This is a genomic window from Cedecea lapagei, from assembly GCF_900635955.1.
GTDB classification, from domain to species: Bacteria; Pseudomonadota; Gammaproteobacteria; order Enterobacterales; family Enterobacteriaceae; genus Cedecea; species Cedecea lapagei.
Map to the genome: position 1 here is coordinate 3,529,869 of NZ_LR134201.1, position 23,823 is coordinate 3,553,691.

The 23,823-nt window shown below is 55.6% G+C and carries 21 protein-coding genes; 9 read left to right on the top strand and 12 right to left on the bottom strand.

Features of this window, described 5'->3' with window-relative positions:
• Window positions 1–31 precede the first annotated feature (31 nt).
• Window positions 32–577: a hypothetical protein gene (locus EL098_RS17310; protein ID WP_126357335.1), complete on the top strand. Its 546-nt coding sequence runs from the start codon at window positions 32–34 to the stop codon at window positions 575–577.
• A 346-nt stretch (window positions 578–923) separates the two neighbouring features.
• A complete protein-coding gene (locus tag EL098_RS17315) occupies window positions 924–1,970 on the top strand; it encodes a tyrosine-type recombinase/integrase (protein WP_126357336.1) in 1,047 nt (348 codons plus the stop codon).
• Between the two features lie 303 nt (window positions 1,971–2,273).
• Here the strand turns inward: EL098_RS17315 and queA are convergent, their stop codons facing one another.
• On the bottom strand, window positions 2,274–3,344 hold the full coding sequence (queA, locus tag EL098_RS17320; protein WP_126357337.1) for a tRNA preQ1(34) S-adenosylmethionine ribosyltransferase-isomerase QueA: 1,071 nt from the start codon (window positions 3,342–3,344) through the stop codon (window positions 2,274–2,276).
• A 114-nt stretch (window positions 3,345–3,458) separates the two neighbouring features.
• On the opposite strand from queA, the gene acpH reads away from it, so the two are divergent.
• A complete protein-coding gene (gene acpH, locus EL098_RS17325; protein ID WP_126357338.1) occupies window positions 3,459–4,040 on the top strand; it encodes an ACP phosphodiesterase in 582 nt (193 codons plus the stop codon).
• Window positions 4,041–4,241: 201 nt separating this feature from the next.
• Entirely contained in the window at window positions 4,242–4,844 is a 603-nt protein-coding gene (locus tag EL098_RS17330; RefSeq protein WP_126357339.1) for a peroxiredoxin C, read from the top strand.
• Between the two features lie 57 nt (window positions 4,845–4,901).
• Here EL098_RS17330 and malZ read toward each other — a convergent pair whose 3' ends face one another.
• The 5 genes from malZ to phoB form a co-directional block, all read right to left on the bottom strand.
• Entirely contained in the window at window positions 4,902–6,719 is a 1,818-nt protein-coding gene (gene malZ / locus EL098_RS17335; protein WP_126357340.1) for a maltodextrin glucosidase, read from the bottom strand.
• A gap of 160 nt (window positions 6,720–6,879) precedes the next feature.
• Complete coding sequence (gene proY, locus EL098_RS17340) at window positions 6,880–8,250, bottom strand: proline-specific permease ProY (RefSeq protein WP_126357341.1); 1,371 nt, start codon at window positions 8,248–8,250, stop codon at window positions 6,880–6,882.
• A gap of 71 nt (window positions 8,251–8,321) precedes the next feature.
• Entirely contained in the window at window positions 8,322–9,641 is a 1,320-nt protein-coding gene (gene brnQ, locus EL098_RS17345) for a branched-chain amino acid transporter carrier protein BrnQ (protein ID WP_126357342.1), read from the bottom strand.
• Window positions 9,642–10,067: 426 nt separating this feature from the next.
• Window positions 10,068–11,375 carry a phosphate regulon sensor histidine kinase PhoR gene (gene phoR / locus EL098_RS17350; protein ID WP_126357343.1) on the bottom strand — a complete coding sequence of 436 codons (1,308 nt, stop codon included), beginning with the start codon at window positions 11,373–11,375 and terminating at the stop codon, window positions 10,068–10,070.
• Window positions 11,376–11,397: 22 nt separating this feature from the next.
• A complete protein-coding gene (gene phoB / locus EL098_RS17355) occupies window positions 11,398–12,087 on the bottom strand; it encodes a phosphate response regulator transcription factor PhoB (protein ID WP_008454506.1) in 690 nt (229 codons plus the stop codon).
• A gap of 199 nt (window positions 12,088–12,286) precedes the next feature.
• Here phoB and sbcD point away from each other — a divergent pair, with 199 nt between their 5' ends.
• Together sbcD and sbcC are read left to right on the top strand one after the other, a co-directional pair.
• Entirely contained in the window at window positions 12,287–13,504 is a 1,218-nt protein-coding gene (gene sbcD / locus EL098_RS17360; protein WP_126357344.1) for an exonuclease subunit SbcD, read from the top strand.
• Window positions 13,501–16,656 carry an exonuclease subunit SbcC gene (gene sbcC / locus EL098_RS17365; protein WP_126357345.1) on the top strand — a complete coding sequence of 1,052 codons (3,156 nt, stop codon included), beginning with the start codon at window positions 13,501–13,503 and terminating at the stop codon, window positions 16,654–16,656. The genes sbcD and sbcC overlap by 4 nt, the downstream gene beginning before the upstream one ends.
• 525 nt (window positions 16,657–17,181) lie before the next feature.
• On the opposite strand, the gene mak is transcribed toward sbcC, so the two are convergent.
• Window positions 17,182–18,093 (bottom strand): fructokinase, encoded by a 912-nt coding sequence (mak, locus tag EL098_RS17370; protein ID WP_126357346.1) that lies wholly within the window; start codon window positions 18,091–18,093, stop codon window positions 17,182–17,184.
• Window positions 18,094–18,218: 125 nt separating this feature from the next.
• On the opposite strand from mak, the gene rdgC reads away from it, so the two are divergent.
• Window positions 18,219–19,130 (top strand): recombination-associated protein RdgC, encoded by a 912-nt coding sequence (rdgC, locus tag EL098_RS17375; RefSeq protein WP_126357347.1) that lies wholly within the window; start codon window positions 18,219–18,221, stop codon window positions 19,128–19,130.
• 59 nt (window positions 19,131–19,189) lie between these two features.
• Here the strand turns inward: rdgC and ppnP are convergent, their stop codons facing one another.
• From ppnP to aroL, 4 genes are all read right to left on the bottom strand, one after another.
• Window positions 19,190–19,483, bottom strand: a complete 294-nt coding sequence (ppnP, locus tag EL098_RS17380) for a pyrimidine/purine nucleoside phosphorylase (RefSeq protein ID WP_126357348.1) — start codon at window positions 19,481–19,483, stop codon at window positions 19,190–19,192.
• Window positions 19,484–19,565: 82 nt separating this feature from the next.
• Complete coding sequence (locus EL098_RS17385) at window positions 19,566–20,243, bottom strand: AroM family protein (RefSeq protein ID WP_126357349.1); 678 nt, start codon at window positions 20,241–20,243, stop codon at window positions 19,566–19,568.
• Window positions 20,244–20,490: 247 nt separating this feature from the next.
• A complete protein-coding gene (locus EL098_RS17390) occupies window positions 20,491–20,682 on the bottom strand; it encodes a YaiA family protein (protein WP_126357350.1) in 192 nt (63 codons plus the stop codon).
• Between the two features lie 40 nt (window positions 20,683–20,722).
• Window positions 20,723–21,247: a shikimate kinase AroL gene (aroL, locus tag EL098_RS17395; protein ID WP_126357351.1), complete on the bottom strand. Its 525-nt coding sequence runs from the start codon at window positions 21,245–21,247 to the stop codon at window positions 20,723–20,725.
• Window positions 21,248–21,590: 343 nt separating this feature from the next.
• Between aroL and EL098_RS17400 the strand changes: the two genes are divergently transcribed.
• A complete protein-coding gene (locus tag EL098_RS17400) occupies window positions 21,591–22,328 on the top strand; it encodes a DUF2076 domain-containing protein (RefSeq protein WP_126357352.1) in 738 nt (245 codons plus the stop codon).
• On the opposite strand, the gene EL098_RS17405 is transcribed toward EL098_RS17400, so the two are convergent.
• Window positions 22,325–22,786 carry a YaiI/YqxD family protein gene (locus tag EL098_RS17405; protein ID WP_126357353.1) on the bottom strand — a complete coding sequence of 154 codons (462 nt, stop codon included), beginning with the start codon at window positions 22,784–22,786 and terminating at the stop codon, window positions 22,325–22,327. The genes EL098_RS17400 and EL098_RS17405 overlap by 4 nt on opposite strands.
• A gap of 178 nt (window positions 22,787–22,964) precedes the next feature.
• Here EL098_RS17405 and proC point away from each other — a divergent pair, with 178 nt between their 5' ends.
• Complete coding sequence (gene proC, locus EL098_RS17410) at window positions 22,965–23,774, top strand: pyrroline-5-carboxylate reductase (protein ID WP_126357354.1); 810 nt, start codon at window positions 22,965–22,967, stop codon at window positions 23,772–23,774.
• Window positions 23,775–23,823: the final 49 nt, after the last annotated feature.

The window sequence follows — 23,823 nt, forward strand, 5'->3', positions numbered from 1 at the left end:
CTAAGGCGGGTTTTGTTTTATGGAGGATGTGATGACTTTATTAGAGATTTTGGTGAAAGAGATTCCTAGGCTTGGTGGGTGGCCTGAGGGTGTTAGCGTGATTGAACAATTAGATGATGGTTGTCTGTACGACCCTTATGGTGATTGCCTTTTCAGTGGTCGCGAATTCAATCTGTCTGAGGACTATGAAGACGCTTTTGTCACCAACGATAAATACGAAGCAGCGCTATCAGCATCTAAGGCGACTGAGTGGAATGGCGAGGGGTTGCCGCCTGTTGGGTGCGAGTGCGAAGTGGCGTGGTCAGGGGCAAAATTTATCCCATGTAAGATTCTGTACATTGGCGTTTCGGTTGTGCTGGTTAGGCTGGATCGGTCGGAAGAGTGTTACACCTTGTCAACGGTTAAGTTCCGCCCTATCCGCTCAGCAGCAAACAGGAAGCGCCTTGAAGTCGCTGAGGCGTTGATTCGCTTCCTTGATTTGGAAACTGACATCGACAATGTATTCCATGCTGGGGATGTTAAGGACTTCCTTGATTACATCGCAGCCGGAAAAATCCCCGGCATCCGCATCGAATAACCATCGCTAAAGCAACCGCCTACGGGCGGTTTTTTATTGGGAGGAAGTTATGAAATACACCATCGGAGCAAAGATTTTCTTCGTGCTGCTAGCTGTTGCTTTTGGCGCGGTCGTAACGGCTATTTCCTTATTGTGAGGTGAGCATGGCAGAAGCTCTCATGACAATAGAAGAATACTCCCTGAAGTTGAAAGTCTCCCCGCACACCATCTATCGAAACCCTCTCAAATACCACATGTTTAAGGTTGGTGGCCTGTGGCGAGCAAGCAATGAAAGTCTGGAAAAATTCTCTGCACCAAACAACAATGTCACCCGACTGGCTGTGGTCGGCGGTAAGGAGTTCAAAAAATGCCGATCTTCAAAAGAGGTAAAAAGTGGTGGGTGGACGTCTCATCACCAGATGGAGAAAGAATTAGACGCTCTGCTGGCACCGAGGAAAAAGCAGAAGCACAGGAGTATCACGACAAGCTGAAGCATGAGCTTTGGCTTGTTGCAAGGCTTGGAAAGGTCAAGGAAAGGAAATTCGGGGATATGGTGGTGCTCGCCATGCGCGAAGCTGATGGGCAGTCATGCTTCGAAAATAAGCAGGTGTATGCCAGATATTGGCTATCGGTGTTTGGCGATCGCGTCATATCGAAGATAACCGGGGAGGAAATTGCAGATAACCTCCCCGAATTCTCTTCCGCACGTCGCGTTAAGTTGTCAAACGCCACTCGTAATCGGTACCGCTCGTTCATTATGAGGGCTTTTTCTCTTGCTGTTAAGTCTGGATGGCTTTCGTCGGTTCCTCACATATCAACACAGAGAGAGCCAAAGGTCAGGATTAGATGGATAGAGAAGGATCAGGCCAGGGCTGTAATCGCTTCCCTTTGGTCTGACTGGATGAAAAGGGTTGTTTCGTTCGCCCTGCTCACCGGCGCGAGAAAGGGTGAAATCCTGAGCATGAAATGGGAGAGCGTCAATCTCTCTAGGCGGATAGCTGTTGTTACCGCTGACAATGCGAAGTCTGGGAAGGCAAGACCCTTGCCGCTCAACGATGAAGCAGTGAAGATAATCACGAGCTGCCCAAGAGACTCTGATTATGTTTTCGCGAAGAACGGACGGCAGGCGGCGCAAATCGGTAGATACGAGTTTGATAAAGTCCTGGAGCAACTGGGGATATCTGACTTTCGGTTTCACGACCTACGTCACACATGGGCAAGCTGGCATGTTCAGGACGGAACGCCGCTGATGGTGCTGAAGGAAATGGGTGGCTGGGAGAAGCTGGAGATGGTGAACAAATATGCTCACTTAAGCACCGAACACCTGAGCAAATTCAGCGGCACTGTCACGTTTTTGGCACAGTCCGAAGATGATGACCAAAACAGAGCACCTCTGTCTGTCGTAAACTCATGATGATTAAAGTGTTTTAATGCCGGTGAAGATTTACTGGCAAATTAGCCACCAGAGAAACAGTCTGGTGAATCAATTAACGCCGCGGGCGGTGCTCACGGCGGAATATTTGGGGGAGGGTTTGGCCCTCACCCCGGCCCTCTCCCTGAGGGAGAGGGAGAATAAAAAAGTCCCACATTATCCCCTATCCCCTTGGGGGAGAGGGAAAATAAAAAAGTCCCGCATTATCCCCTCTTCCCCTTGGGGAGAGGTCACCCCAGCATTATCCCCTCTCCCCCCTGGGGAGAGGGTCAGGGTGAGGGGAAATTACTCCCCTGGGCGTTCGTTAATTGCCTGCGGGTTACAGGTAATAAACATCGCATCGCCGTAGCTAAAGAAGCGATATTCCGCTTTCACCGCCTCGTGGTAGGCGTGCAGGGTGTTTTTATATCCGGCAAACGCGGAGACCAGCATAATCAGCGTAGATTCCGGCAGGTGGAAATTCGTCACCAGCGCATCGATCACGTTGTACTGATAGCCCGGGTAGATAAAGATTTGGGTATCGCCAAAGAACGGCTCGATCAGATCGTTTTTGGCAGCCTGAGCGGCGCTTTCAAGAGAACGTACAGAGGTCGTCCCTACCGCAATAACGCGATTACCGCGTGCTTTACACGCCAGCACCGCATCCACAACATCCTGAGGCACTTCGGCATACTCGGAGTGCATGATATGGTCTTCAATGCTGTCCACGCGCACCGGCTGGAACGTCCCCGCGCCAACGTGCAGCGTGACGAACGCCATATCGACACCTTTATTACGCAGTTTTTCCAGCAGCGGCTCGTCAAAGTGCAGGCCCGCAGTCGGGGCGGCAACGGCCCCCGGCTTCTGGCTATAAACGGTTTGATACAGCTCGCGGTCCGCTTCTTCATCAGGGCGGTCGATGTACGGCGGCAGCGGCATATGGCCGATATTATTCAGAATATCCAGCACCGCGCGCTCGTCGTTAAACTCGACTTCAAACAGCGCATCGTGGCGTGCAACCATGGTGGCGTGTACGCTTTCATCATCGCCGAGCAGCAGCTCTGCACCGGGTTTTGGCGCTTTGGAGGCGCGAATATGTGCCAGAATGCGTTTATCATCCAGCATGCGCTCGACCAGCACTTCAATTTTCCCGCCGCTGGCTTTGCGGCCAAACAGGCGAGCCGGGATCACGCGGGTGTTGTTGAACACCAGCAGGTCGCCGGGGTTGAGCTTGTCGAGCAAATCGGTGAAAGTGCCATGCGTCAGTGCGCCCGTCGGCCCGTCCAGAGACAGCAAACGACAGCTGCTGCGCTCGGCTTGCGGATAATGAGCAATCAGGGATTCAGGCAGTTCAAAGGAAAAATCAGCAACGCGCATGGTATAGCACTCAGACTTAAAAACAGGCGGCTTAGTCTAGTGGCAGGGGGCTTTCCCTGCAACACGTTTACCCCGCTCAGGCCGTTTTAAAGCCATAAATGGAATAACTATTCGATGAATTTTCTCGCCCACCTGCATCTTGCTCATCTGGCCCAAAGTTCACTGCTGGGAAATTTGCTGGCAGATTTTGTGCGAGGCAGCCCGGACGACAGTTTTTCGCCCGAGGTCATTGCCGGCATTTATATGCATCGCCGCGTCGATGCCCTGACGGATGGTCTGCCGGAAGTCGCGCTTGCACGCGGCTGGTTCAGCCCGAAAACGCGGCGCGTTTCACCTATTTCACTGGATGTCATGTGGGACCACTTTCTGTCGCGGCACTGGGATAAGATCAGCCCGGATATCGGACTCGAGGAGTTTGTCGCCTACGCTCGCGGGCAAATTGAACCCTGGCTTGACGACACGCCGCCGCGTTTCATTAACCTCAATAACTATTTATGGCGTGAACGCTGGCTGGAGCGTTACCGGGAAATGAGCTTTATCGCTAATGTTCTCAACGGGATGGCAAGCCGTAGACCAAAGCTTGACGCATTGCGAGACTCCTGGAGCGATCTGGATGCCCATTATGACCAGCTGGAGGCGCTTTTCTGGCAGTTTTATCCGCGCATGATGGCGATGGCAGAACAAAAAAGTTTGTGATCGCCCGCGGTTCGCGTTACAACAACTTGCCCTTTTCATAAAAAGGGCTATCCTGGTTACCGGCCCTCAATCTAAGCGTCTTTTTGATAGCCAATACCTATCCGATCGATTGGCAAGACGCCATTGAGCTACATGGAATGGAGCCCCTATACTCCCCCGGTTGCGTTAACACTCACTTTAACAAAATTAACAGGAGTACATATGGTCCTGGTTACTCGTCCAGCCCCTGACTTTACCGCTGCTGCCGTCCTCGGCAATGGCGAAATCGTTGAAAACTTCAACTTCAAAAAACACACCAACGGCAAAGCCACCGTTGTGTTCTTCTGGCCGATGGACTTCACCTTCGTTTGCCCGTCTGAACTGATCGCATTCGACAAGCGCTACGAAGAATTCCAGAAACGTGGCGTAGAAGTCGTTGGTGTATCTTTTGACTCCGAGTTCGTGCACAACGCATGGCGTAAAACCCCGGTTGATAAAGGCGGCATCGGCGAAGTGAAATACGCGATGGTTGCTGACATCAAACGTGAAATCCAGAAAGCTTACGGTATCGAACATCCGGACGCTGGCGTTGCACTGCGCGGCTCCTTCCTGATCGACAAAGCTGGTATCGTTCGCCACCAGGTGGTTAACGATCTGCCGCTGGGTCGTAACATCGACGAAATGCTGCGTATGGTTGACGCGCTGCAGTTCCACGAAGAGCACGGCGAAGTGTGCCCGGCTCAGTGGGAAAAAGGGAAAGAAGGCATGAACGCGTCTCCGGACGGCGTTGCTAAGTACCTGAGCGAGAACGTTGCTAAGCTGTAATAGCTAAGCAAGCTCTTAGAAAAGGCCGCAAATGCGGCCTTTTTTGTTTTTATCCGCCTATAAACTCCGCCATACCGAGGCAGAGACGGCAGGCAAGCTCAATTCACGGTTTGCCAGCACAGCCTCACCTTCGATCTGCGCCCAGGCTCTACCGCTCAGCAGAGCATCCCACGGCAGCGTCACCTGAACCGAATTGCCGCGGTTTATGGCCACCAGCACGCGCTCGTTTTGATAAATACGAACAAACACCACAACATCGTTTTCCGCATAGATAACCCGGCAGCCGCCCTGGCGGAGCGCACGGCTTTGCTTGCGCAGTTTGCCCAGCCGCCGGTAGAGCGCCAGCAGATCTAAATCCTGATCCCGCTTGTTCCACGGAAACGGCTTGCGGCAGAAAGGATCGTTGTTCCCGTCCAGGCCCACTTCATCGCCGTAAAAAATACAGGGTACGCCGGGCCAGGCGTACAGCCAGATAACGGCCAGCGGCAGACGGGCAACATCCTTACCGAGAATCGACTTAAAACGGGCGGTGTCGTGGCTGTCGAGCTGGTTAAACATGCGCAGCTGCTGCTGATGGGAAAGCCCCGCGCGGTACTCCTCCATCCATGCCACACAGGTTTGCGCGTCCATGTTCTGCGGCTCGTAAGAGATATCCGTGTTCGCCAGAAATCCCCAAAGCGGGAAGGTAAAACCACGATAGTTCATGGCCGCGTCTTCAGTATCCGCCTGCAGCCACTGGCGGGCGTCGCCGAAGTGCTCACCGAGAACATAGGCGTCCGGCTTTGTCTCCTTCGCCGCGCGGGTAATGCTGCCGACATGCAGCAAATTGTTTTTCGCCCCACCCGCTTCGCCAAGCATATGCACAACGTCCAGACGCCAGCCGTCGATGCCCCACGGCTCGCGCAGCCAGTGCCGCACAATGCTTTGTTCGCTCCGATAGATTTCATCTACCAGGGTGGGCGAACGGTAGTCCAGCTTCGGCAGGCTTGAATAACCCAGCCAGTCCAGCGCCCGCCCTTCCGCCGAGAAACTGTACCAGTCGCGCCACGTTGACTGTGGATTATGGCAGGCGCCGCCGTCGCTCTGCTGATGCCTGTCGAACCAGGCGTGCGTATCGCCGCTGTGGTTAAAGACGCCGTCCAGCATCAGCTTCATGCCCTGCCGGCGCGTATTTTCCCTGAGACGCAAAAAAGCGGCGTTGCCGCCAAACTGCTCATCTACCTGCCGGTAATCCTGGGTGTCGTACTTATGCACGCTGGGCGCGGTAAAAATCGGGTTCAGGTAAAGCGCCGTCACGCCAAGTTTTTTCAGGTAAGGCAGTTTTTCGTTAATACCGTCGAGATCGCCGCCGTAAAACGTCGATCCTCCTGCTTCTCCGGTTAAAGGCTCATCCCATTCGCGTCGAACGATATCCCGCCCGGCCGCATGGTGAAAATAGACATTGTCCTGCTCCGGCTGACGGTTCGAGCCTCGCGCAAAGCGATCGGGGAAGATCTGATAGAACACCTGATCCTGCACCCAATCCGGGCCATCATCTGGCATATCAACAGCAAACTGCTCCAGACGTGCCGGAGGGGTCTTCCTGAAGCCCTGAGGCGTATACCAGCGCTGCCTGTCCTGCCACAGCAGCTTGAAGCTGTAGCGGCGCCTGGGCTGACCTTCGGCGGTCTCAAGGGTGGCTTTCCAGGCGACGACACCCTCCAGGGGAGCGTGCTTCTGGCGCACCATCACCAGTGAGAGCTCCTCGTTGTCCTTTTCGCCGCGCAGAACGACTTTCTCAGGCAGCTCGTCTCCCGCCAGCCACAGAGTAACGATCAGGCTATTTTCGCGCTTCTGGATAAACGGGGCCACCGAAAGGTGCCAGGCATTCAACATAGTAACTTTCCCATCGCTTAAAAATGACGCCACCTTGCCACAGCATAAGGCTTTATCACTCATCGTTCCGGGTTAATTTGGGGGAGGACAGGAGGGGTGGAGGCGGGAACGCATTTTCCCCTCACCCTTCCAGAGAGAGGGGAAAATCGAAAACAATGTTTTACTGAATCAGGGACTGCGCCTTCACCCGGCGCTTAACAAGCCAGCCGATCAGCAGCAGAGCAATCCAGCCGCAGCCGACATAGAGCGAAATACGGGTTTCCGGATGGTAGCCAATCAGCCCGATGATAAACACCAGGAATACGAGGCCAACAAGGGTCGTGATAACGCCGCCGGGGACAGGGAACTTCAGCGCTTTTGTCTCTTCCGGCGACAGGCGGCGGCGGAAGGCAATTTGCGACAGCAGGATCATGATCCAGACCCACACGGTGGCAAAGGTCGCCAGCGAGGCAATCACCAGGAAAACGTTCTCCGGCATGATGTAGTTCAGGTAAACCGCCAGCAACAGCGCACAGGCCATCACCACCACCGTCACCCACGGGATGCCGTTGCGGGAGGTTTTGGCGAACATTTTCGGCGCACTGCCCTGCTCGGCCATGCCGTGCAGCATGCGGCCCACGCCAAACACATCGCTGTTAATCGCAGAGAGCGAAGCGGTGATAACCACAAAGTTCAGAATACCCGCCGCGGCGGTGATGCCCATATGCTGGAAGGTCATCACAAACGGGCTGCCTTCGGTGCCTACCTGGTTCCACGGATAGATGGACATAATCACAAACAGCGTGCCCACATAGAACACCAGAATACGCAGCGGCACGGAGTTGATAGCGCGTGGAATGGACTTCTGCGGATCTTTCGCTTCGCCGGCGGTGATGCCAATAATCTCAATCCCGCCGTAGGCAAACATCACCATCTGCAGCGACATAATCATGCCGAGCCAGCCGTTGCTGAAGAAGCCGCCGTTGCTCCACAGATTGTGAATGCCGGTGGCCTGGCCGCCGTTGCCAATGCCCCAGACAATAATGCCGATCCCGGCAATAATCATGATGATGATAGTGGCAACCTTGAAGAACGAGAACCAGAACTCCAGCTCGCCGAACACCTTCACGCTCATCAGGTTAATGGCGCTGATAATCAGCACCACGCTAAGTACCCAGACCCAGTGCGGCACCGCCGGGAACCAGACGCTCATGTAGATCCCGAACGCGGTGACGTCGGCAATGGCGACGATCAAAATCTCGAAGCAGTAGGTCCAGCCGGTAATGTAGCCGGCCAGCGGACCCAGGTTGTCCTGGGCATAACGGGAAAACGAGCTGGCTGCGGGGTTATGCACCGACATTTCGCCCAGCGCGCGCATGATGATATAGGCCGCGACGCCGCCGATGATATACGCCAGCAGGACGCTTGGGCCGGCCATCTTGATGGCATCCGCCGAACCGTAAAACAGCCCTGTTCCAATCGCCGACCCCAGCGCCATAAATCGAATATGCCGGGTGCTCAAACCTCGCTTGAGCTTGTTGGTGTTTTCCATTAATCCAGTACCACGCTTTACAATAAAAAAACCACGGAGGAAGGCTCCGTGGTTACATTACAATCAAATACTTAGTGAGCGGTTGAGGTCACTTGCCGCCCTGCAGCCTTGTCCCAGATAGCGCTGATAATCACCATCGCCACGGTCGGCAGCAGCCAGGCGAGTCCCTGATCCGCCAGCGGCAGCTTCGCCGCCCAGCCAGGCAGTATGCCGCCTATCGCAGACGCTTTAACGCCGTCAATCATCCCAAACAGCAGGCTAATCAGCATCGCGGGCGCAATTACCCGGCTGGAATTGTTCCACCACGGTCGGGTAAAGCTCAGTACCACCAGCGCGATACACGGCGGATAGATCGCCGTCAGCACCGGGATGGAGATCTGAATCAGATGGCTCAGGCCAAGGTTGGACACCACCATCGAGAACAGACCCAGAATAAACACCAGTGAGCGATAAGAGAGCGGCAGATACTGGCTAAAGAACTCCGCGCAGGCGCAGGTCAGGCCAACGGCCGTCACCAGGCAGGCGAGGAAAATCAGCGCGGCGAGGAAGAAGCTGCCGGCACCGCCAAAGGTATGGGCAACGTAAGCGTGCAGGATAGCCGCGCCGTTGGCACTTTGCTCAACCAGGTTCGCGCTGTCGGAGCCGAGATGGAACAGCGCCAGGTAGATAATCGTCAGGCCGATACCCGCGATCAGGCCAGCCCAGATGGTGTAGCGGGTCAGCAGGCGGGATTCCGTCACGCCGCGAGAGCGGGCGGCATTAACGATAACAATCCCGAACACCAGCGACGCAAGGGTATCCATCGTCAGGTAGCCGTTCACAAAGCCGTTGGAGAAGGAGGTATTCTGGTAGGCCTCCGTCGCCGAGCTCAGGCCACCTGCCGGCCACAGAACCGCACCGGCGGCCAGGATCAGCAGGGCGATAATTTTTACCGGCGCCAGCACGTGTCCCACGGTATCCAGCAGCTTACCCGGATAAAGTGAAATGCCAATCACCAGCGCGAAGTAGACCAGGCTGTAGATAAACAGCGGCATCTCGCCCATACCGGTCAGCGGGGCAATCCCCACTTCAAAGGAGACGGTGGTGGTTCGCGGCGTGGCGAACAGTGGCCCCACGGCAAGGTAGCAGACCGTTGCCAGAAAGATACCGGCACGGCGGCCAATCGGCGAGCTGAGGCTATCGATGCCGCCGCCCACGCGGGCGATCGCCACAATGGTCAGAACAGGTAAACCTACTGCGGTCACCAGGAAACCGAGCGCCGCCGTCCAGACGTGCTCGCCAGCCTGTAAGCCAACCATTGGCGGGAAAATGATGTTGCCCGCGCCCACAAACAGCGCAAAGGTCATAAAGCCCAGAGCGATGATGTCACGAGATTTCAAATGATGGGTCATAAAATAAAGCAGCCTGTGGATGTGTGGTGTTGAAAATAATCAAATTTTTAAACCAACGTTCAGTCCAGATAACGTTCGGTAAAAACGCGGCTATTACCGGTAACGACAGCGGAATATGCTTCTCCAGATCGGTGGCGAAGAATAGTTAGTCGAATTACCACTCAATTTCAGTCGGTCTGGTAATAACAGGGGGGCAATTAAAACGCTTATAGCGTTTGAAGACAAGAAGGGATCGGGAAAGCAGGAATATATCCTTCAAAAATAGGTATAACCAGTGAATAAATTTGATTATACGCTTTTGTTATGGCTTATCATTCGGACAAAAAAGCATCAATCCGATATTCAGTGATTAACGAGTGGTGAAAATACAGGCAAAAAAGGCCAGAAAACTGGCCTGTGGAAAGCAGACTTGACGGTGAAGGCGACTTAATGTGCCGCCGCCACAGGATCGTGAGCAATCAGGCGTTCGGGCAGAATAAACGAAAACGTCGATCCCTGCCCCGGCAGGCTTTCAATATCCAGCCGCGCATCGTGGTGGCTCAGGGCGTGCTTAACAATAGCCAGCCCCAGCCCGCTGCCGCCCGTCTGGCGAGAACGCGCCTTATCGACGCGGTAGAAACGCTCGGTCAGGCGAGGAATATGCTCGGCGGAAATCCCGGGCCCGGTATCCCTGACGCTAAACGCCGCCCCGTGAGGCAGCTTACGCCAGGTGACCGTAATGTGCGTTCCGGCTGGCGTATGGTTTACGGCGTTATAGACCAGGTTCGAAATAGCGCTGCGAAGCTGCTCTTCGTTGCCGTAGACCTGAAGCCCCGGCTCAACGTTAAAAGTGAGCGTCTGCCTCTGCTGACTTAGCGTTTGTGCCTCGCGTTCAACCACGCGCAGCATCAGCGGCACGTCAATTTTCTCGTTCATCGAAATCGCCGGCGCCGCTTCAATCCTCGACAGGGTGAGTAGCTGTTTGACCAGCCCCTCCATACGCGAGGTTTGTTCGCGCATGGTATGCAGCGCTTTGTCCTTTAAAGGTCCTTCCAGCGCCTGATCCTGCATCATTTCCAGATAACCCTGTAGTACGGTCAACGGGGTTCGCAGTTCATGGCTGACGTTAGCAAAGAAGTTGCGGCGAGCGCCTTCGAGCTGGTGCATCTGCGTGACGTCACGCGCCACCATCAGCCACTGGCCGTCAGCATAAGGCATCACGCGGAACTCAAGATGACGACCATTGTTCAGCACCAGCGTCAGCGGGCGGCCGAACTGCTGCTTCGCCACATATTGCGTGAACTCAGGGTAACGCAGGAGGTTGAGAATATTTTGGCCGTTGTCGTCCGGCCAGCGCAGGCCAAGCAGCTGCTGGGCCAGACCGTTACACCAAAAAATCATCCCTTCTTCGGTGGTCAACACCACGGCATCGGGCAGTGATTCAGCTCCGCTACGGAACCGCTTGATCAGGTTGCCCAGCTCTTTACGACGCTTTTTATTACGCAGCTGCATCTGGTGCAGCCCATACAGCAGAGGTTCCCAGCTTCCCCGTCCGGGCGGCGGGGTCATGCTGCGGTCAACCCACAGCCACCAGGAGAGACGAAGTAAGTTCCAGAAATGCCAGCTTAACAGGGCGGTGACCGCCGCCAGTAAGAACCACGGCAGGTGGCCAAAAATCAATCCAAGAATCGCCGCCGGTAGACAACAGAGCATCAGCTCCAGCACCAGCCTTTTCCATGACAGCCGTTCCAGCACGCGTCACGCTCCTGTCAGCATATTAAAAACGGGTTGAAAACCGATAACCCGTGCCGCGAACTGTTTGCACCATTTTGTCATGACCACTTGTTTCCAGAGCTTTACGCAGGCGACGAATATGCACGTCTACGGTACGGTCTTCAACGTAAACGTTAGTTCCCCATACATTATTGAGCAGCTGTTCACGGCTGTAAACGCGCTCCGGATGGGTCATAAAGAAGTGTAACAGCTTAAATTCGGTTGGCCCCATATCGAGAGGATCTTCACCGGTCATTACGCGGTGTGAAGAGGGGTCGAGGCTCAGCCCCTGCATCTCAATCACCTCTTCCACCGCCATCGGTGAGATACGGCGCATGACGGCTTTGATACGCGCCACCAGCTCTTTCGGGGAAAACGGCTTGGTGATGTAGTCATCGGCACCGACTTCAAGTCCGCGTACGCGATCCTCTTCTTCGCCACGCGCGGTCAGCATCATCACCGGGATCTCGCGGGTCAGCGCCTCGCGTTTGAGGTGCTTGATGAACTGGATCCCGGATCCGCCAGGCAGCATCCAGTCCAGCAGGATCAGATCGGGGAAAGGTTCAATTAGCAGGTTAACCGCGCTGTCATAATCTTCCGCCTCTACCGACTGGAAGCCATTCTGCTCGAGCACAAAGCTCACCATTTCACGAATCGGAGCTTCATCTTCTACGACTAAAATGCGTCTCGCCATGATTTACCCTGTTGAAAAGAGACCATCTCTTATTAATTGTGCGTCAGTATGCGTCAGATTTGTGACAGATTTATGAAAAAGATTACGGCCAGATATTTCACCTTTTTGAATTATGACAGCCGCAGACTTTTACTGGCAGTTACGCTGCCAGCTCAATAGCTTATAATCGACTCTTCGCCTCTTTGCCACGGGACAGGTTATGCGCATTCTCCACACATCAGACTGGCACCTCGGCCAAAATTTTTACACCAAAAGCCGGGCTTCAGAACACCAGGCCTTTCTCGACTGGCTGCTAAACGCCGCGCTGGAGCATCAGGTGGATGCCATTATTGTCGCGGGAGATATCTTTGATACCGGCTCGCCGCCGAGCTATGCACGCGAAATGTATAACCGCTTTGTGGTGCAGCTGCAGGCCACCGGCTGCCAGCTTGTGGTACTGGCGGGCAACCATGACTCCGTGGCCACGCTTAACGAATCCCGCGAGCTGCTGGCCTGCCTGAATACCCGAGTGATTGCCAGCGCTCGTCACCAAAAAGCGGAGCAGGCGCTGCTCCTTAATCAAAAAGACGGCACCCCGGGCGCTGTCCTCTGCCCTATTCCTTTCCTGCGGCCACGCGATATTCAAAGCAGCCAGGCCGGCCTGTCCGGCCATGAAAAACAGCGCTCCTTAATGGAGGCCATCAGCGAACATTATCAGCAATGCTATGAGGCAGCCGTTGCCCTGCGCGGCGACAGAGCGCTGCCCATTGTCGCCACCGGGCACCTGACCACCGTTGGCGTAACGAAATCTGATGCGGTTCGTGACATCTATATTGGCACGCTGGATGCTTTCCCGGCCCAGCACTTCCCGCCTGCCGACTACATCGCACTCGGGCATATTCATCGCGCGCAGAAAATCGGCGGCAGCGAGCATATTCGCTACAGCGGCTCACCGATTCCGCTGAGCTTCGACGAAACCGGCAAAGCGAAAAGCGTTTTTCTTGTCGAGTTTAGCGGCGCTGCACTGGCAGGCGTTGAAGCGCTGGAAGTTCCGATCAGCCAGCCGCTGGCCATCGTCAAAGGCTCGCTGCGTGAGATTGAGCAGCAGCTTGAGCAGTGGCGCAGCGCCCCTGCCGAACCGAAAGTCTGGCTGGATATCGAAATCGCTACCGACGAATATCTGCACGACATGCAGCGCCAGGTCCAGGCGCTTACCGACGAGCTGCCAGTCGAAGTCGTTCTGCTGCGCCGCAGCCGTGAACAGCGCGAACGGGTGATTGCCAGCCAGCATAAAGAGACCCTAAGCGAGTTAAGCGTTGAAGAGGTTTTTGAGCGACGGCTGAGCCAGGAAGAGACCAGCGACGAGCGTGCCGCGCGGTTAAGGACGCTGTTTGCACAAACCCTTTCAGACTTGCACCAGCAGGAGGAACAGGCATGAAGATTTTAAGCCTGCGGTTAAAAAACATTAACTCCCTGAAAGGCGAATGGAAAATTGATTTTACCCAGGAGCCTTTCGCCAGCAACGGTCTGTTTGCTATCACCGGTCCGACGGGCGCGGGCAAAACGACTTTGCTGGACGCCATTTGCCTGGCGCTTTACCACAAGACGCCGCGCCTCAATACCGTTTCGCAGTCGCAAAACGATCTGATGACGCGGGACACCGCAGAGTGCCTGGCTGAAGTGGAATTTGAGGTCAAAGGCGTTGGCTATCGTGCTTTCTGGAGCCAGAACCGAGCTCGCAACGCGGCAAACGGCAACCTTCAGGCACCGCGCGTGGAGCTGGCCCAAATCAGCGACGGCAAAATCCTCGCGGATAAAATCAAAGACAAGCTTGAGATTGTCGCCTCGCTGACCGGGCTGGACTACGACCGCTTCACCCGCTCGATGATGCTCTCCCAGGGGCAGTTCGCCGCCTTTTTAAACGCCGATGCCAACGACCGCGCCTCGCTGCTCGAAGAGCTGACCGGCACGGAGATTTACGGCACCGTGTCCGCGGCGGTGTTTGAAAACCATAAGCAAATCAAAAGCCGTCTGGAAAACCTGCTGGCGCAGGCAGCAGGCGTTGCGCTGCTGAGCGAAGAGCAGCAGCAACAGCTGACAGAGAGTTTGCAGACGCTCACTCTTGAAGAGAAAACGCGCTCTGCAGAGCAGAAACAGCAGCAGCAACATCAGCAGTGGCTTAGCCAGCGAATCCGGCTCGCCACCGATAAAGAACAGAAACAGCTCGCGTTAAACGGCGCAAATCAGGCCTTGAAAGACGCGGAACCGCTGCTTGCCAGACTCACCAGAGCGCTACCGGCGGAAAAACTGCGTCCTCACTGGCAGCGGCTGCAGGAAAAACAGCAGGTGTTAAAGCAAAACGGTGAAGCTGCGGAAAAAGTGAATACTCGCTTACATCAGCTCGCCGTTCGTCGCCAGCAAACCCGCCGCTTAGCCGCCGAACAGGCTCAGCAGCTTCAGTCGGAAGCCCAGCAGGTGCAGGCGTGGCTCACGGCCCATGACCATTATCGCCTGTGGGCCGCCGAGCTGACGGGCTGGCGTATGGCGTTTACGCAGCAGCAGCGCGATGAAAGACAGCTTTCTGAGCTGCAGCAGGCGCTGCTGGCCAGCCAGCAAAAACTGCAGGCGATGCCCGCCCCTACCTTGACGCTCTCCCCAGAGGAAGTAAGCGCCCATTTACAAAAAATGGTGGCAACCCGGCCAGCTCGCCAGCAGCTGGCCGCCCTGCAGCCGCAGTTTTCAGCGCTGGAGAAACGCAAAACCGAGCAGCAACGGGAGCTGAAAGAGCTGGAGAAGCTTATTGCTGAGCGCGACGTTGAGCTGACCCAAAAACGTCAGCAATACAAAGATAAACGCCAGCACGAAGCCGATCTGGAAAAAGTCGTCGAGCAGGAAAGACGCATACAAAGCCTTGAAGCCGAGCGCGCACTTTTACAGCCTGACTCTCCATGCCCGCTTTGTGGCTCAACCCAACATCCGTCTGTTGAAGCCTATAAGACCCTGGAGCCGGGCGAGAATCAGCAGCGTCTTGCCGCCCTTAAACAAGAGGTGGCAAAACTCGCAGAGCTTGGCTTTGCCCTAAAAGGTCAGCTTGATACCCAACGCCAGCAGCGCGAAAAGCTGCTACAGGCCAGCGCCGCGCTTCAGGAAGAGGAAGCTTCGCTTTCGGCCCGCTGGCAGCAGCAGTGCGCAGACTCAGGCATCGCGTTAACGCCTGAGGACGATCTCACCGCCTGGCTCGACGAGCAGGAACAACGAGAGCAGCAGCTGCGCCAGCTTGGCGAACGTCAGGCCCTTGAAGCGCAATATCAACGCGACAGCCAGCAACATGAAAAGCTGAACGCAGACTTTGTGGCGCAGCGCGCTTCGCTACAATCGGCGCTGGAGCAGGCTGGTCTTCAGCGTCCCGAGCCGGGTGAAGAGCAAAGCTGGCTCACGGCTCGCCAGCAGGAATCTCAGCAGTGGCAACAGCAGCAGGATAAACTGCCGCAGCTTCGCCAGCGGCTTTCCAGCCTTGAAATGTTGCTCGCAACCCTGGTGGACGACGGCTCGACGCCTCCGCAGCTTGAGGAGGCCGAGCGCCAGGCTGCGCTACAAAACTGGCAGACATTGCATAACGACTGCAATCTCCTTGAAGGCCAGCGTCAGTCTCTGCAACAGCAGCTAAAGCAAAGCGAGGCAGAAGCCACCGCATCGCAAGAGCAGTTCAGCGCCGCGCTCCAGGCCAGCCAGTTCAGCGATGAAGCCGACTTCCGGAGCGCTCTGCTGGAGGAGGCCGAGCGTCTCGAACTTGAGCAACGCAAACAGCAGCTGGAGCGCCAGCTACAGCAGACGACGACCTTGCTGGAACAGGCCGAAAGCGCGCTGGCTCAGCATCTCTCGGCGCGTCCGGAAAACCTGAGTGAAGAGACGGAACTTAGCGTGCTGGAGGAGCGTATCGCCACGCTCACTCTCCAGTTGCGTGAAAACGCTTCCCGCCAGGGGCAAATCAGCCAGCAGCTGCGTCACGACGAGGAAAACCGGGTTCGCCAGCAGGGGCTGATGCTGGAGATAAAGGCTTGTGAAGCGCAGGCGGAAGACTGGGGCTACCTCAATTCGCTTATCGGTTCCAAAGAAGGGGATAAATTCCGTAAGTTCGCCCAGGGACTGACGCTGGATAATCTCGTCTGGCTGGCAAACAATCAGCTTAATCGCCTGCACGGGCGCTATCTGCTTCAGCGCAAAGATAATGAGGCGCTCGAACTGCAGGTCGTTGATACCTGGCAGGCAGATGCGGTGCGGGATACACGTACCCTCTCCGGCGGCGAAAGCTTCCTGGTGAGCCTGGCGCTGGCGCTCGCTTTATCAGATCTTGTAAGCCATAAAACCCGCATTGATTCCCTGTTCCTCGATGAAGGCTTTGGCACCCTTGATGCGCAGACGCTGGATACCGCCCTGGATGCGCTGGATACGCTGAATGCCAGCGGCAAAACCATCGGCGTGATCAGCCACGTTGAGGCAATGAAAGAGCGGATCCCGGTGCAGATTAAGGTGAAGAAAATTAACGGATTGGGCGTTAGCCGACTGGATAAGGCTTTTGCGGTGGATTGACCTTTACCCGGAGGAGGGTCTCTTAGCCACATTTGCCTTTCAAATCTTCCGGGAGATATCTTTCGCTCCGCCGCTATTCCGTTCACCCATAGATCTTTTTTCCCTGCACGTTCACAGCACGGTGAACGTGTCAGGGGGCATTACGCCATGCCCCCTGACAACCCCCGGCGCCCGGCAAGCTCATCGCCGCTAAAGCGGTAAACCCACCGGCTATCACCCAAACATTCGGGGTCGTTCGCGATTCGTTCCCGACGATCGCTCTCTTTCGCTGTTCCCGACAGCTCAACCCCGCCTGAGTTGGGTCATAGCCGGGGGCGATGAGAGCCGGGAACAAAGGCGTGGCTGCGGATTTGAAGCGAGGCTCGGTGCCGGTATATAAAACAGGGCGGGAAGTGAACGGAACCTTAGCCGATCCTTCATAGAGCGTATTTGTGACTGAACCACAACCCTTGAGGTAGAGAAAGAAAACCGCTCTCTCTTTTAATCCCCTCTCCCCGAGGGGAGAGGGTTAGGGTGAGGGGCGATTTACTTCTCCAGCGGCCACAGCCAGGCAGCACCGCGAACGCCGCTGGAATCGCCGTGGGCCGCCTTGCGGATTGGAGTTTCACACTCGCCGCCAAACACCCACGCCTTAATCAGCTGCGGCACCGTGCGGTATAACCGTTCCACGTTACTCATGCCGCCTCCCAGCACGATCGCATCCGGATCCAGAACATTGACGATATGCGCCAATGATTTAGCGAGGCGCATCTCATAGCGGCTTATCGCCAGCTCGGCCAGCGGATCCTGCTGCTCGGCGAGGCTGATGATCTCATTCCCCTTCAGGGTTTTGCCGCTCAAGCGCTGGTAATCAGCGCCAAAACCGGTGCCGGAAATAAAGGTCTCAATGCACCCCTTTTTGCCGCAGTAACAAGGCACCTCTTCGCGAAAACGCAGTTCATCTTCATCCATCCAAGGCAGCGGGTTATGCCCCCACTCACCCGCCGTGCCGTTGCCGCCGATCAGGCTCCGGCCATTGATCGCCACGCCCGCTCCGCAGCCGGTACCGACGATCACCGCAAAGACGATTGCAGAGCCCGCCGCCGCGCCGTCGATAGCTTCCGATACCGCGAGGCAGTTGGCGTCGTTCGCCAGCCTAACCTCACGCTTAAGAGCCTGGCTGAGATCCTTATCAAACGGCTGTCCGTTCAGCCAGGTTGAGTTGGCATTTTTCACCACTCGGGTATAGGGGGAAATTGATCCCGGGATCCCAAGCCCTACCGTACCGGTCTCGCCCGTTGCTTCTTCCGCCAGCCGCACCAGCTCAACGATGTTTTTGATGGTGGCCTGGTAGTCGTTTTTAGGCGTCGGCAAACGGTGGCGGTAAAGCTGCTTACCGTCGTCTGCCAGCGCGATCACTTCTGTTTTTGTACCACCGAGATCGATACCTATGCGCACATGAACTTCCTCATTTGGTGATAATTATCAAAAGCATAGAATGCAGCCCAAGCAAAGGCAATGAAACGAGGCCGCCAATTCGCTATCATGCCCGCTGCGTTTAACTGACAACCTGGGACAGAATCATGCTGTGGTTTAAAAATTTAATGGTTTACCGTTTAAGCCGTGACATCACGCTGACGGCGGATGCAATGGAAAAACAGTTAGCCGCCTTCACCTTCACCCCTTGCGGCAGCCAGGACATGGCCAAAACCGGCTGGGTGTCGCCGATGGGCTCGCACAGCGATGCATTAACCCATGTTGCCAATGGCCAGATTGTGATTTGCGCCCGTAAAGAAGAAAAAATTCTGCCTTCACCGGTCATCAAACAGGCTCTGGAAGCCAAAATCAACAAGCTAGAAGCGGAGCAGGCCCGCAAGCTGAAAAAGACCGAGAAAGATGCCCTGAAAGACGAAGTGCTGCACTCCCTGCTGCCGCGCGCTTTCAGCCGCTTTAGCCAGACGATGATGTGGATAGACACGGTCAATGGCCTGATCATGGTCGACTGCGCCAGCGCCAAAAAAGCGGAAGATACGCTGGCGCTGCTGCGTAAAAGTCTGGGATCGCTGCCGGTGGTGCCGCTGGCGCTGGAAAACCCTATCGAACTGACCCTCACTGAGTGGGTACGCTCAGGCGACGTTCCGCCGGGCTTTGCGCTGATGGACGAAGCTGAACTCAAGGCTATCCTTGAGGGCGGCGGCGTGATCCGCTGTAAGCAGCAGGAGCTGGTATGCGATGAAATCGCTGCGCACATTGAAACCGGTAAAGTGGTCACCAGGCTTGCTCTCGACTGGCAGGAACGTATTCAGTTTGTGCTGGCCGACGACGGCTCCGTCAAACGCCTGAAGTTTGCCGATACCCTGCGCGAGCAAAACGACGACATCGACCGGGAAGACTTTGGCCAGCGTTTCGATGCCGATTTCATTCTGATGACAGGTGAACTGTCGGCGCTTATCAACAATCTGGTTGAAGCGCTGGGCGGAGAAGCGCAGCGTTAATTGCGCGAATGGCTCGTAGAAGAGAGCCCCTCATCGTAAAACGAGGGGCTTAAAAGCAGTTATTTATCGGCCAGGTAGCGGCAAAGATATGAGGTCGGCTCTGCCACCTGCAGATGGAACTCGCTGTGGCCTGGTACGTTAAACACTTCACCTGCAGCATAGGTTTTCCACTCGGTTTCCCCCGGCAGCAAAACGTGCAGTGCGCCGCTTACGACGGTCATCTCTTCCGGCTGGGCGGTCCCGAAGGTGTATTCCCCCTCCTCCATCACGCCAACGCTGGCACGACCGGTGCTGCTGCTGGTAAAACCGATGGATTTTACTTTACCGGAGAAGTACTCGTTACTCTGAAGCATGGACAGGCCCTTAATCGACATTAGTGAAAAAACCACTATAGAGGCGAACTCTCCGGCCTGTCACGCAAATTGTTAATTCCGTTCAGATAAGCAGTTCTGCCGCTAATCTGGCGACCAGCACGTTAGATAACAGTACCGGGACATCCAGCTGCTTTTGCAGCAAATCCCGATGCTTTTGATGGTAGCCGAGGCAGTCCAGCACCAGAACATCGGCGCCTTCGGCCATGAGCTTTTTACCCGCTTCAAGCAGGTCAGCTTCGCTGCCGTGCACCGGATTAGCAAGAGCATAAAGCGGCGGATGAGAGAGTTTGCGCCACTTCAGCTCCTGAAACTTAATGATGTCGGCGACCGGCAGAATGATCCCGACCTGATGACCGTCGACAATAGAGGCCACCAGCGGCGGAATAATACGCTCCGGCTCCAGCAAAATTGCGTTACGGGCGCTAAGTCCCGTCAGCGGCATCGTACTCATCAGCAAGATCACCTCGTAGCCCTGGTTATCCAGCTGCTCGATGATCCCCTGCATGGCAATAGAGATTTTGTCGCGTCCGACCGTGGTAAGGGTGTTGTCCGCCAGCAAAGCGGGCAGAGACTCTTCACCGGGCGAGGGGGAAAACTGGCGACGAACCTCATCACAAGAGAGGCCGCCAAGCAGGCTTACCTGCGAGATTTGTTGCTCAGAGAGATGTTCAGTTAAAAAAGGTAAAACCTCACTTACAGACACTTTGCCGACGGTGAGAATGGCTACAGTTGGTTTCATGCTTCGCTCCGCTCTTACTCAGTCACCGCCCTCTTCGCTGTACTGCCCCACGTCCGCTATGAAATAACTCTGCCAGGGTCGATCGTTTGTACTCGCCGTAATCCGCAGCATACAACCAGAGCGACATCGAAATCCTTAACGAAACATCAACTAATGAGCAACATCTCAACGTAGATATATTTTAAATAAATGAACGAGATATCCGTGTCTTTGGAACCAGATGAAATCCGCACGCCTGGGCGATCCCTCAGGATTTCTGAGGGTCCTCATAGCGCTGTTTTGCATCCAGGGCTTCCTGACGCGTTTCGTGCTCGCTTATCAGCGTGTCCTGATGGGGATGATCCGCCCGCAGCTGATACCAGGTGACGGTTGCGCCCGGTGCACCTTTCTGCACTTCAACTATCCGGGCTTCACGGGGGTAAGGAGGTTGAGTTGCCATCGCTCGTCCTTATTTTTTAGGGATGAGCGTTAAGTATAGGCTAACTGGCGCGGGCCATTTGTAATGCGCTGAGGATAGCTTCTACTACCGCTTCCGGAGGACGGGTGGCATCGACAATGTGGCGGGCAACTTGCCGATACAGCCCTTCACGAGCGGCGAGCACGTCAACAATTTCATCGGTCACGCCTTTTCCGGTCAGGGTTGGGCGCTGCTCCTCTTCCGGAGAGGCGTTGAGGCGTGAAGCCAGAACCTGAGCGGGGGCTTGCAGCCAAACGGTGATGCCGTTTTCCTGCATAAACTGGCGGTTACTGTCTGCCAGTACCATTCCGCCGCCGGTGGCCACAACGGTCGCCGGGGCAGTCACGCGCTGCAGCGCCTCGGATTCACGGGCACGAAAACCCTCCCAGCCCTCTTCGGCCACGATCTCTGCAACGCTCTTGCCGGTGTGGGCCAGCAGAAAGCTGTCGGTATCGACAAATGCATAACCCAGCGTTCTCGCCAGTGCCTGACCGACAGTCGTCTTACCACAGCCGCGCGCGCCGACTAAGAATAGGGGTTGAGTCATCAGAGATAATCCTTCGAAATGCTGGCCTCGGGCCACCAGGGACAAGTGCAGAACGCGATAATACTATCAAACTAGCACGCGAGAAAGCGTAAACATAAGGTTACAATCATAGTTTCAATCGCAGGAGAGTCAGTAATACCAGCCTTAACAGGCCTTTAACAGGTGTAAAGTAAATCCACCACCCGCCAACAGCGTCACAATACTTTAAACGCCAGGCCAATGACAACCCTTAATCTGAGATTCGGTAACACATTTATGGTTAGCTTTACGATTAAGGCGTTTCACCGACGCTGAATATAAGCAACACTCGTTTTATGACTTCATCATGACAGAGGTATGAACCATGCAATCTGAAGAGCAGCGTCTTATCGACGGGCTTTTTGACCGTCTGAAACAGGCCGAAAGCCAGAGTGCCACCCGCGATGCGGCCGCAGAACAGCGGATTGCGCAACACCTCAGCCAGCAGCCGGGTGCCGCCTACTACATGACGCAGACGATCCTTATCCAGGAAGCGGCCATGAAGCAGCTTAACGGCAAAATTCAGGCGCTGGAGGCGCAAGTCAACGAGCTTGAACAGAAGTCTCGTCAGCAGCAGAGCAGCGGTGGTTTTCTGGCTGGATTATTCGGCGGCAGCAGCAGCAGCAATAATAGCTCTCGCGGTGCCGATCCTATTCCAGGTAGCCAGAACTACGGCACCTCATCTGCGCCGGGCTATGGCGCGCCTCAGCAGGGGGGTTACGGAGCGCCTCAGGCAGCTCCTGCCAGCGCGCCGCGCGCCGGAGGCGGGTTCCTTTCGGGTGCGCTGCAAACCGCAGCGGGCGTAGCAGGAGGCGTTGTGGTGGCCGAAATGCTAACCAGCATGTTCCACCGCAGCCAGCCGGAAGAGATCGTAAATATCATCAACGAGCCGGCACCGACCTTTGATAACAGCTCGTTTGATTCGGTCAACGACTACAGCCAGGTTGACGATCGCCAGTTCCTTAACCAGGGCAACTGGGCATCGCAAGACAACGATAACACCGACTTCGGTAACGATGATTTCGGTGGCGACGATTACGACGACGACGACAGCTTTATTTAAGACTTCTGCGCCCGCGCGACCCTCAGCAGCCACTTTTCAAGTTCGTTGGCAAACAGCTGGCGGTCGCGCTGGCTCAGGCTATCCGGTCCGCCAGTTTGCACGCCGCTGGCGCGCAGGGTATCCATAAAGTCACGCATCGTCAGGCGTTCACGAATGGTCGCAGGCGTATAAAGCTCGCCCCGAGGGTTCAGCGCAATCGCCCCCTTTTCCAGCACGTCTGCCGCGAGCGGAATGTCGGCCGTGATCACCAAATCGTTTTTCTCACAGCGACGAACAATTTCGTTGTCGGCGACGTCAAACCCCGAGGCCACCTGAAGACTGCGGATAAAGCGCGATGGCGGCGTTTTCATCCCCTGATTTGCCACCAGCGTGACCATCACCTGAGCGCGATCGGCCGCGCGAAAAAGCACCTCTTTTATCACCTTCGGACACGCATCGGCATCCACCCAAATTTGCATTACGGCTCCTGTCTGTCGCTGGGAATAGACAGATTTTGCCGTGCTTTTGCCGAATGGCAAAATTTATCTGTTTTAACTGCTGGCCACGCCCCGTGAAGTGCAAACGTAGCCTAAGCGGTGAAAAGCGCGTTAAGCTATGGCCATCAGATAACAAAACACATCACCATGGAGTAATGCTATGGATAAGAAAATTGGCTTTATTGGCTGCGGCAACATGGGCAAAGCTATTCTCGGCGGCCTGATTTCCAGCGGCCTCGTACCGGCGGGCAATATCTGGATCTACACCCCGTCGCCGGACAAAGTTCAGGCATTATGCGAAGAGTACGGTATCAATCCGGCACAGAGCGCTCAGGAAGTCGCGCAGATAGCCGACATCGTCTTCGGTGCGGTGAAACCAAACATCATGCTGAAGGTGCTGAGTGAAGTTAATTCAGACCTGAATAAAGACACCGTAATCATCTCCATTGCCGCTGGCATTACCCTGGAGACGCTGGCAAAAGTGCTGGGTCACGATCGCAAAATTATTCGTGCAATGCCAAACACCCCGGCGCTGGTTAACGCGGGCATGACTTCGGTGACGCCAAACGCGCTGGTCACGCCAGAAGATGTTGCCGATGCGGTGAGTATTTTCCGCAGCTTCGGCCAGGCAGAGGTGGTGAGCGAAGCGATGATCCACCCGGTCGTCGGCGTCAGCGGTTCAGCGCCAGCCTATGTATTTATGTTTATCGAAGCCATGGCCGATGCCGCCGTACTGGGCGGGATGCCGCGCAAACAGGCTTATCAGTTTGCCGCTCAGGCGGTAATGGGCTCCGCCAAAATGGTGCTGGAAACCGGCACGCATCCGGGCGAGCTGAAAGACATGGTCTGCTCCCCTGGCGGCACCACCATCGAGGCGGTTAAGGTGCTGGAAGAGAGAGGCTTCCGCGCTGCCGTGATGGAAGCGATGGTGAAGTGTATGGCGAAGTCGGAGCTGCTCGGTAAGTCCTGATATTGAAATAGCCTCTCACCCTAACCCTCTTCCCCACCGGGGAGAGGGA

Coding starts and splice junctions, on each gene's coding strand:
- sbcC (WP_126357345.1), top strand. CDS start 13,501: ATGAAGATTTTAAGCCTGCGGTTAAAAAACATTAACTCCCTGAAAGGC.
- EL098_RS17385 (WP_126357349.1), bottom strand. CDS start 20,243: ATGAAACCAACTGTAGCCATTCTCACCGTCGGCAAAGTGTCTGTAAGT.
- EL098_RS17400 (WP_126357352.1), top strand. CDS start 21,591: ATGCAATCTGAAGAGCAGCGTCTTATCGACGGGCTTTTTGACCGTCTG.
- proC (WP_126357354.1), top strand. CDS start 22,965: ATGGATAAGAAAATTGGCTTTATTGGCTGCGGCAACATGGGCAAAGCT.
- rdgC (WP_126357347.1), top strand. CDS start 18,219: ATGCTGTGGTTTAAAAATTTAATGGTTTACCGTTTAAGCCGTGACATC.
- EL098_RS17310 (WP_126357335.1), top strand. CDS start 32: ATGACTTTATTAGAGATTTTGGTGAAAGAGATTCCTAGGCTTGGTGGG.
- malZ (WP_126357340.1), bottom strand. CDS start 6,719: ATGTTGAATGCCTGGCACCTTTCGGTGGCCCCGTTTATCCAGAAGCGC.
- EL098_RS17315 (WP_126357336.1), top strand. CDS start 924: ATGCCGATCTTCAAAAGAGGTAAAAAGTGGTGGGTGGACGTCTCATCA.
- aroL (WP_126357351.1), bottom strand. CDS start 21,247: ATGACTCAACCCCTATTCTTAGTCGGCGCGCGCGGCTGTGGTAAGACG.
- proY (WP_126357341.1), bottom strand. CDS start 8,250: ATGGAAAACACCAACAAGCTCAAGCGAGGTTTGAGCACCCGGCATATT.
- sbcD (WP_126357344.1), top strand. CDS start 12,287: ATGCGCATTCTCCACACATCAGACTGGCACCTCGGCCAAAATTTTTAC.
- EL098_RS17390 (WP_126357350.1), bottom strand. CDS start 20,682: ATGGCAACTCAACCTCCTTACCCCCGTGAAGCCCGGATAGTTGAAGTG.
- phoB (WP_008454506.1), bottom strand. CDS start 12,087: ATGGCGAGACGCATTTTAGTCGTAGAAGATGAAGCTCCGATTCGTGAA.
- acpH (WP_126357338.1), top strand. CDS start 3,459: ATGAATTTTCTCGCCCACCTGCATCTTGCTCATCTGGCCCAAAGTTCA.
- EL098_RS17405 (WP_126357353.1), bottom strand. CDS start 22,786: ATGCAAATTTGGGTGGATGCCGATGCGTGTCCGAAGGTGATAAAAGAG.
- brnQ (WP_126357342.1), bottom strand. CDS start 9,641: ATGACCCATCATTTGAAATCTCGTGACATCATCGCTCTGGGCTTTATG.
- ppnP (WP_126357348.1), bottom strand. CDS start 19,483: ATGCTTCAGAGTAACGAGTACTTCTCCGGTAAAGTAAAATCCATCGGT.
- queA (WP_126357337.1), bottom strand. CDS start 3,344: ATGCGCGTTGCTGATTTTTCCTTTGAACTGCCTGAATCCCTGATTGCT.
- EL098_RS17330 (WP_126357339.1), top strand. CDS start 4,242: ATGGTCCTGGTTACTCGTCCAGCCCCTGACTTTACCGCTGCTGCCGTC.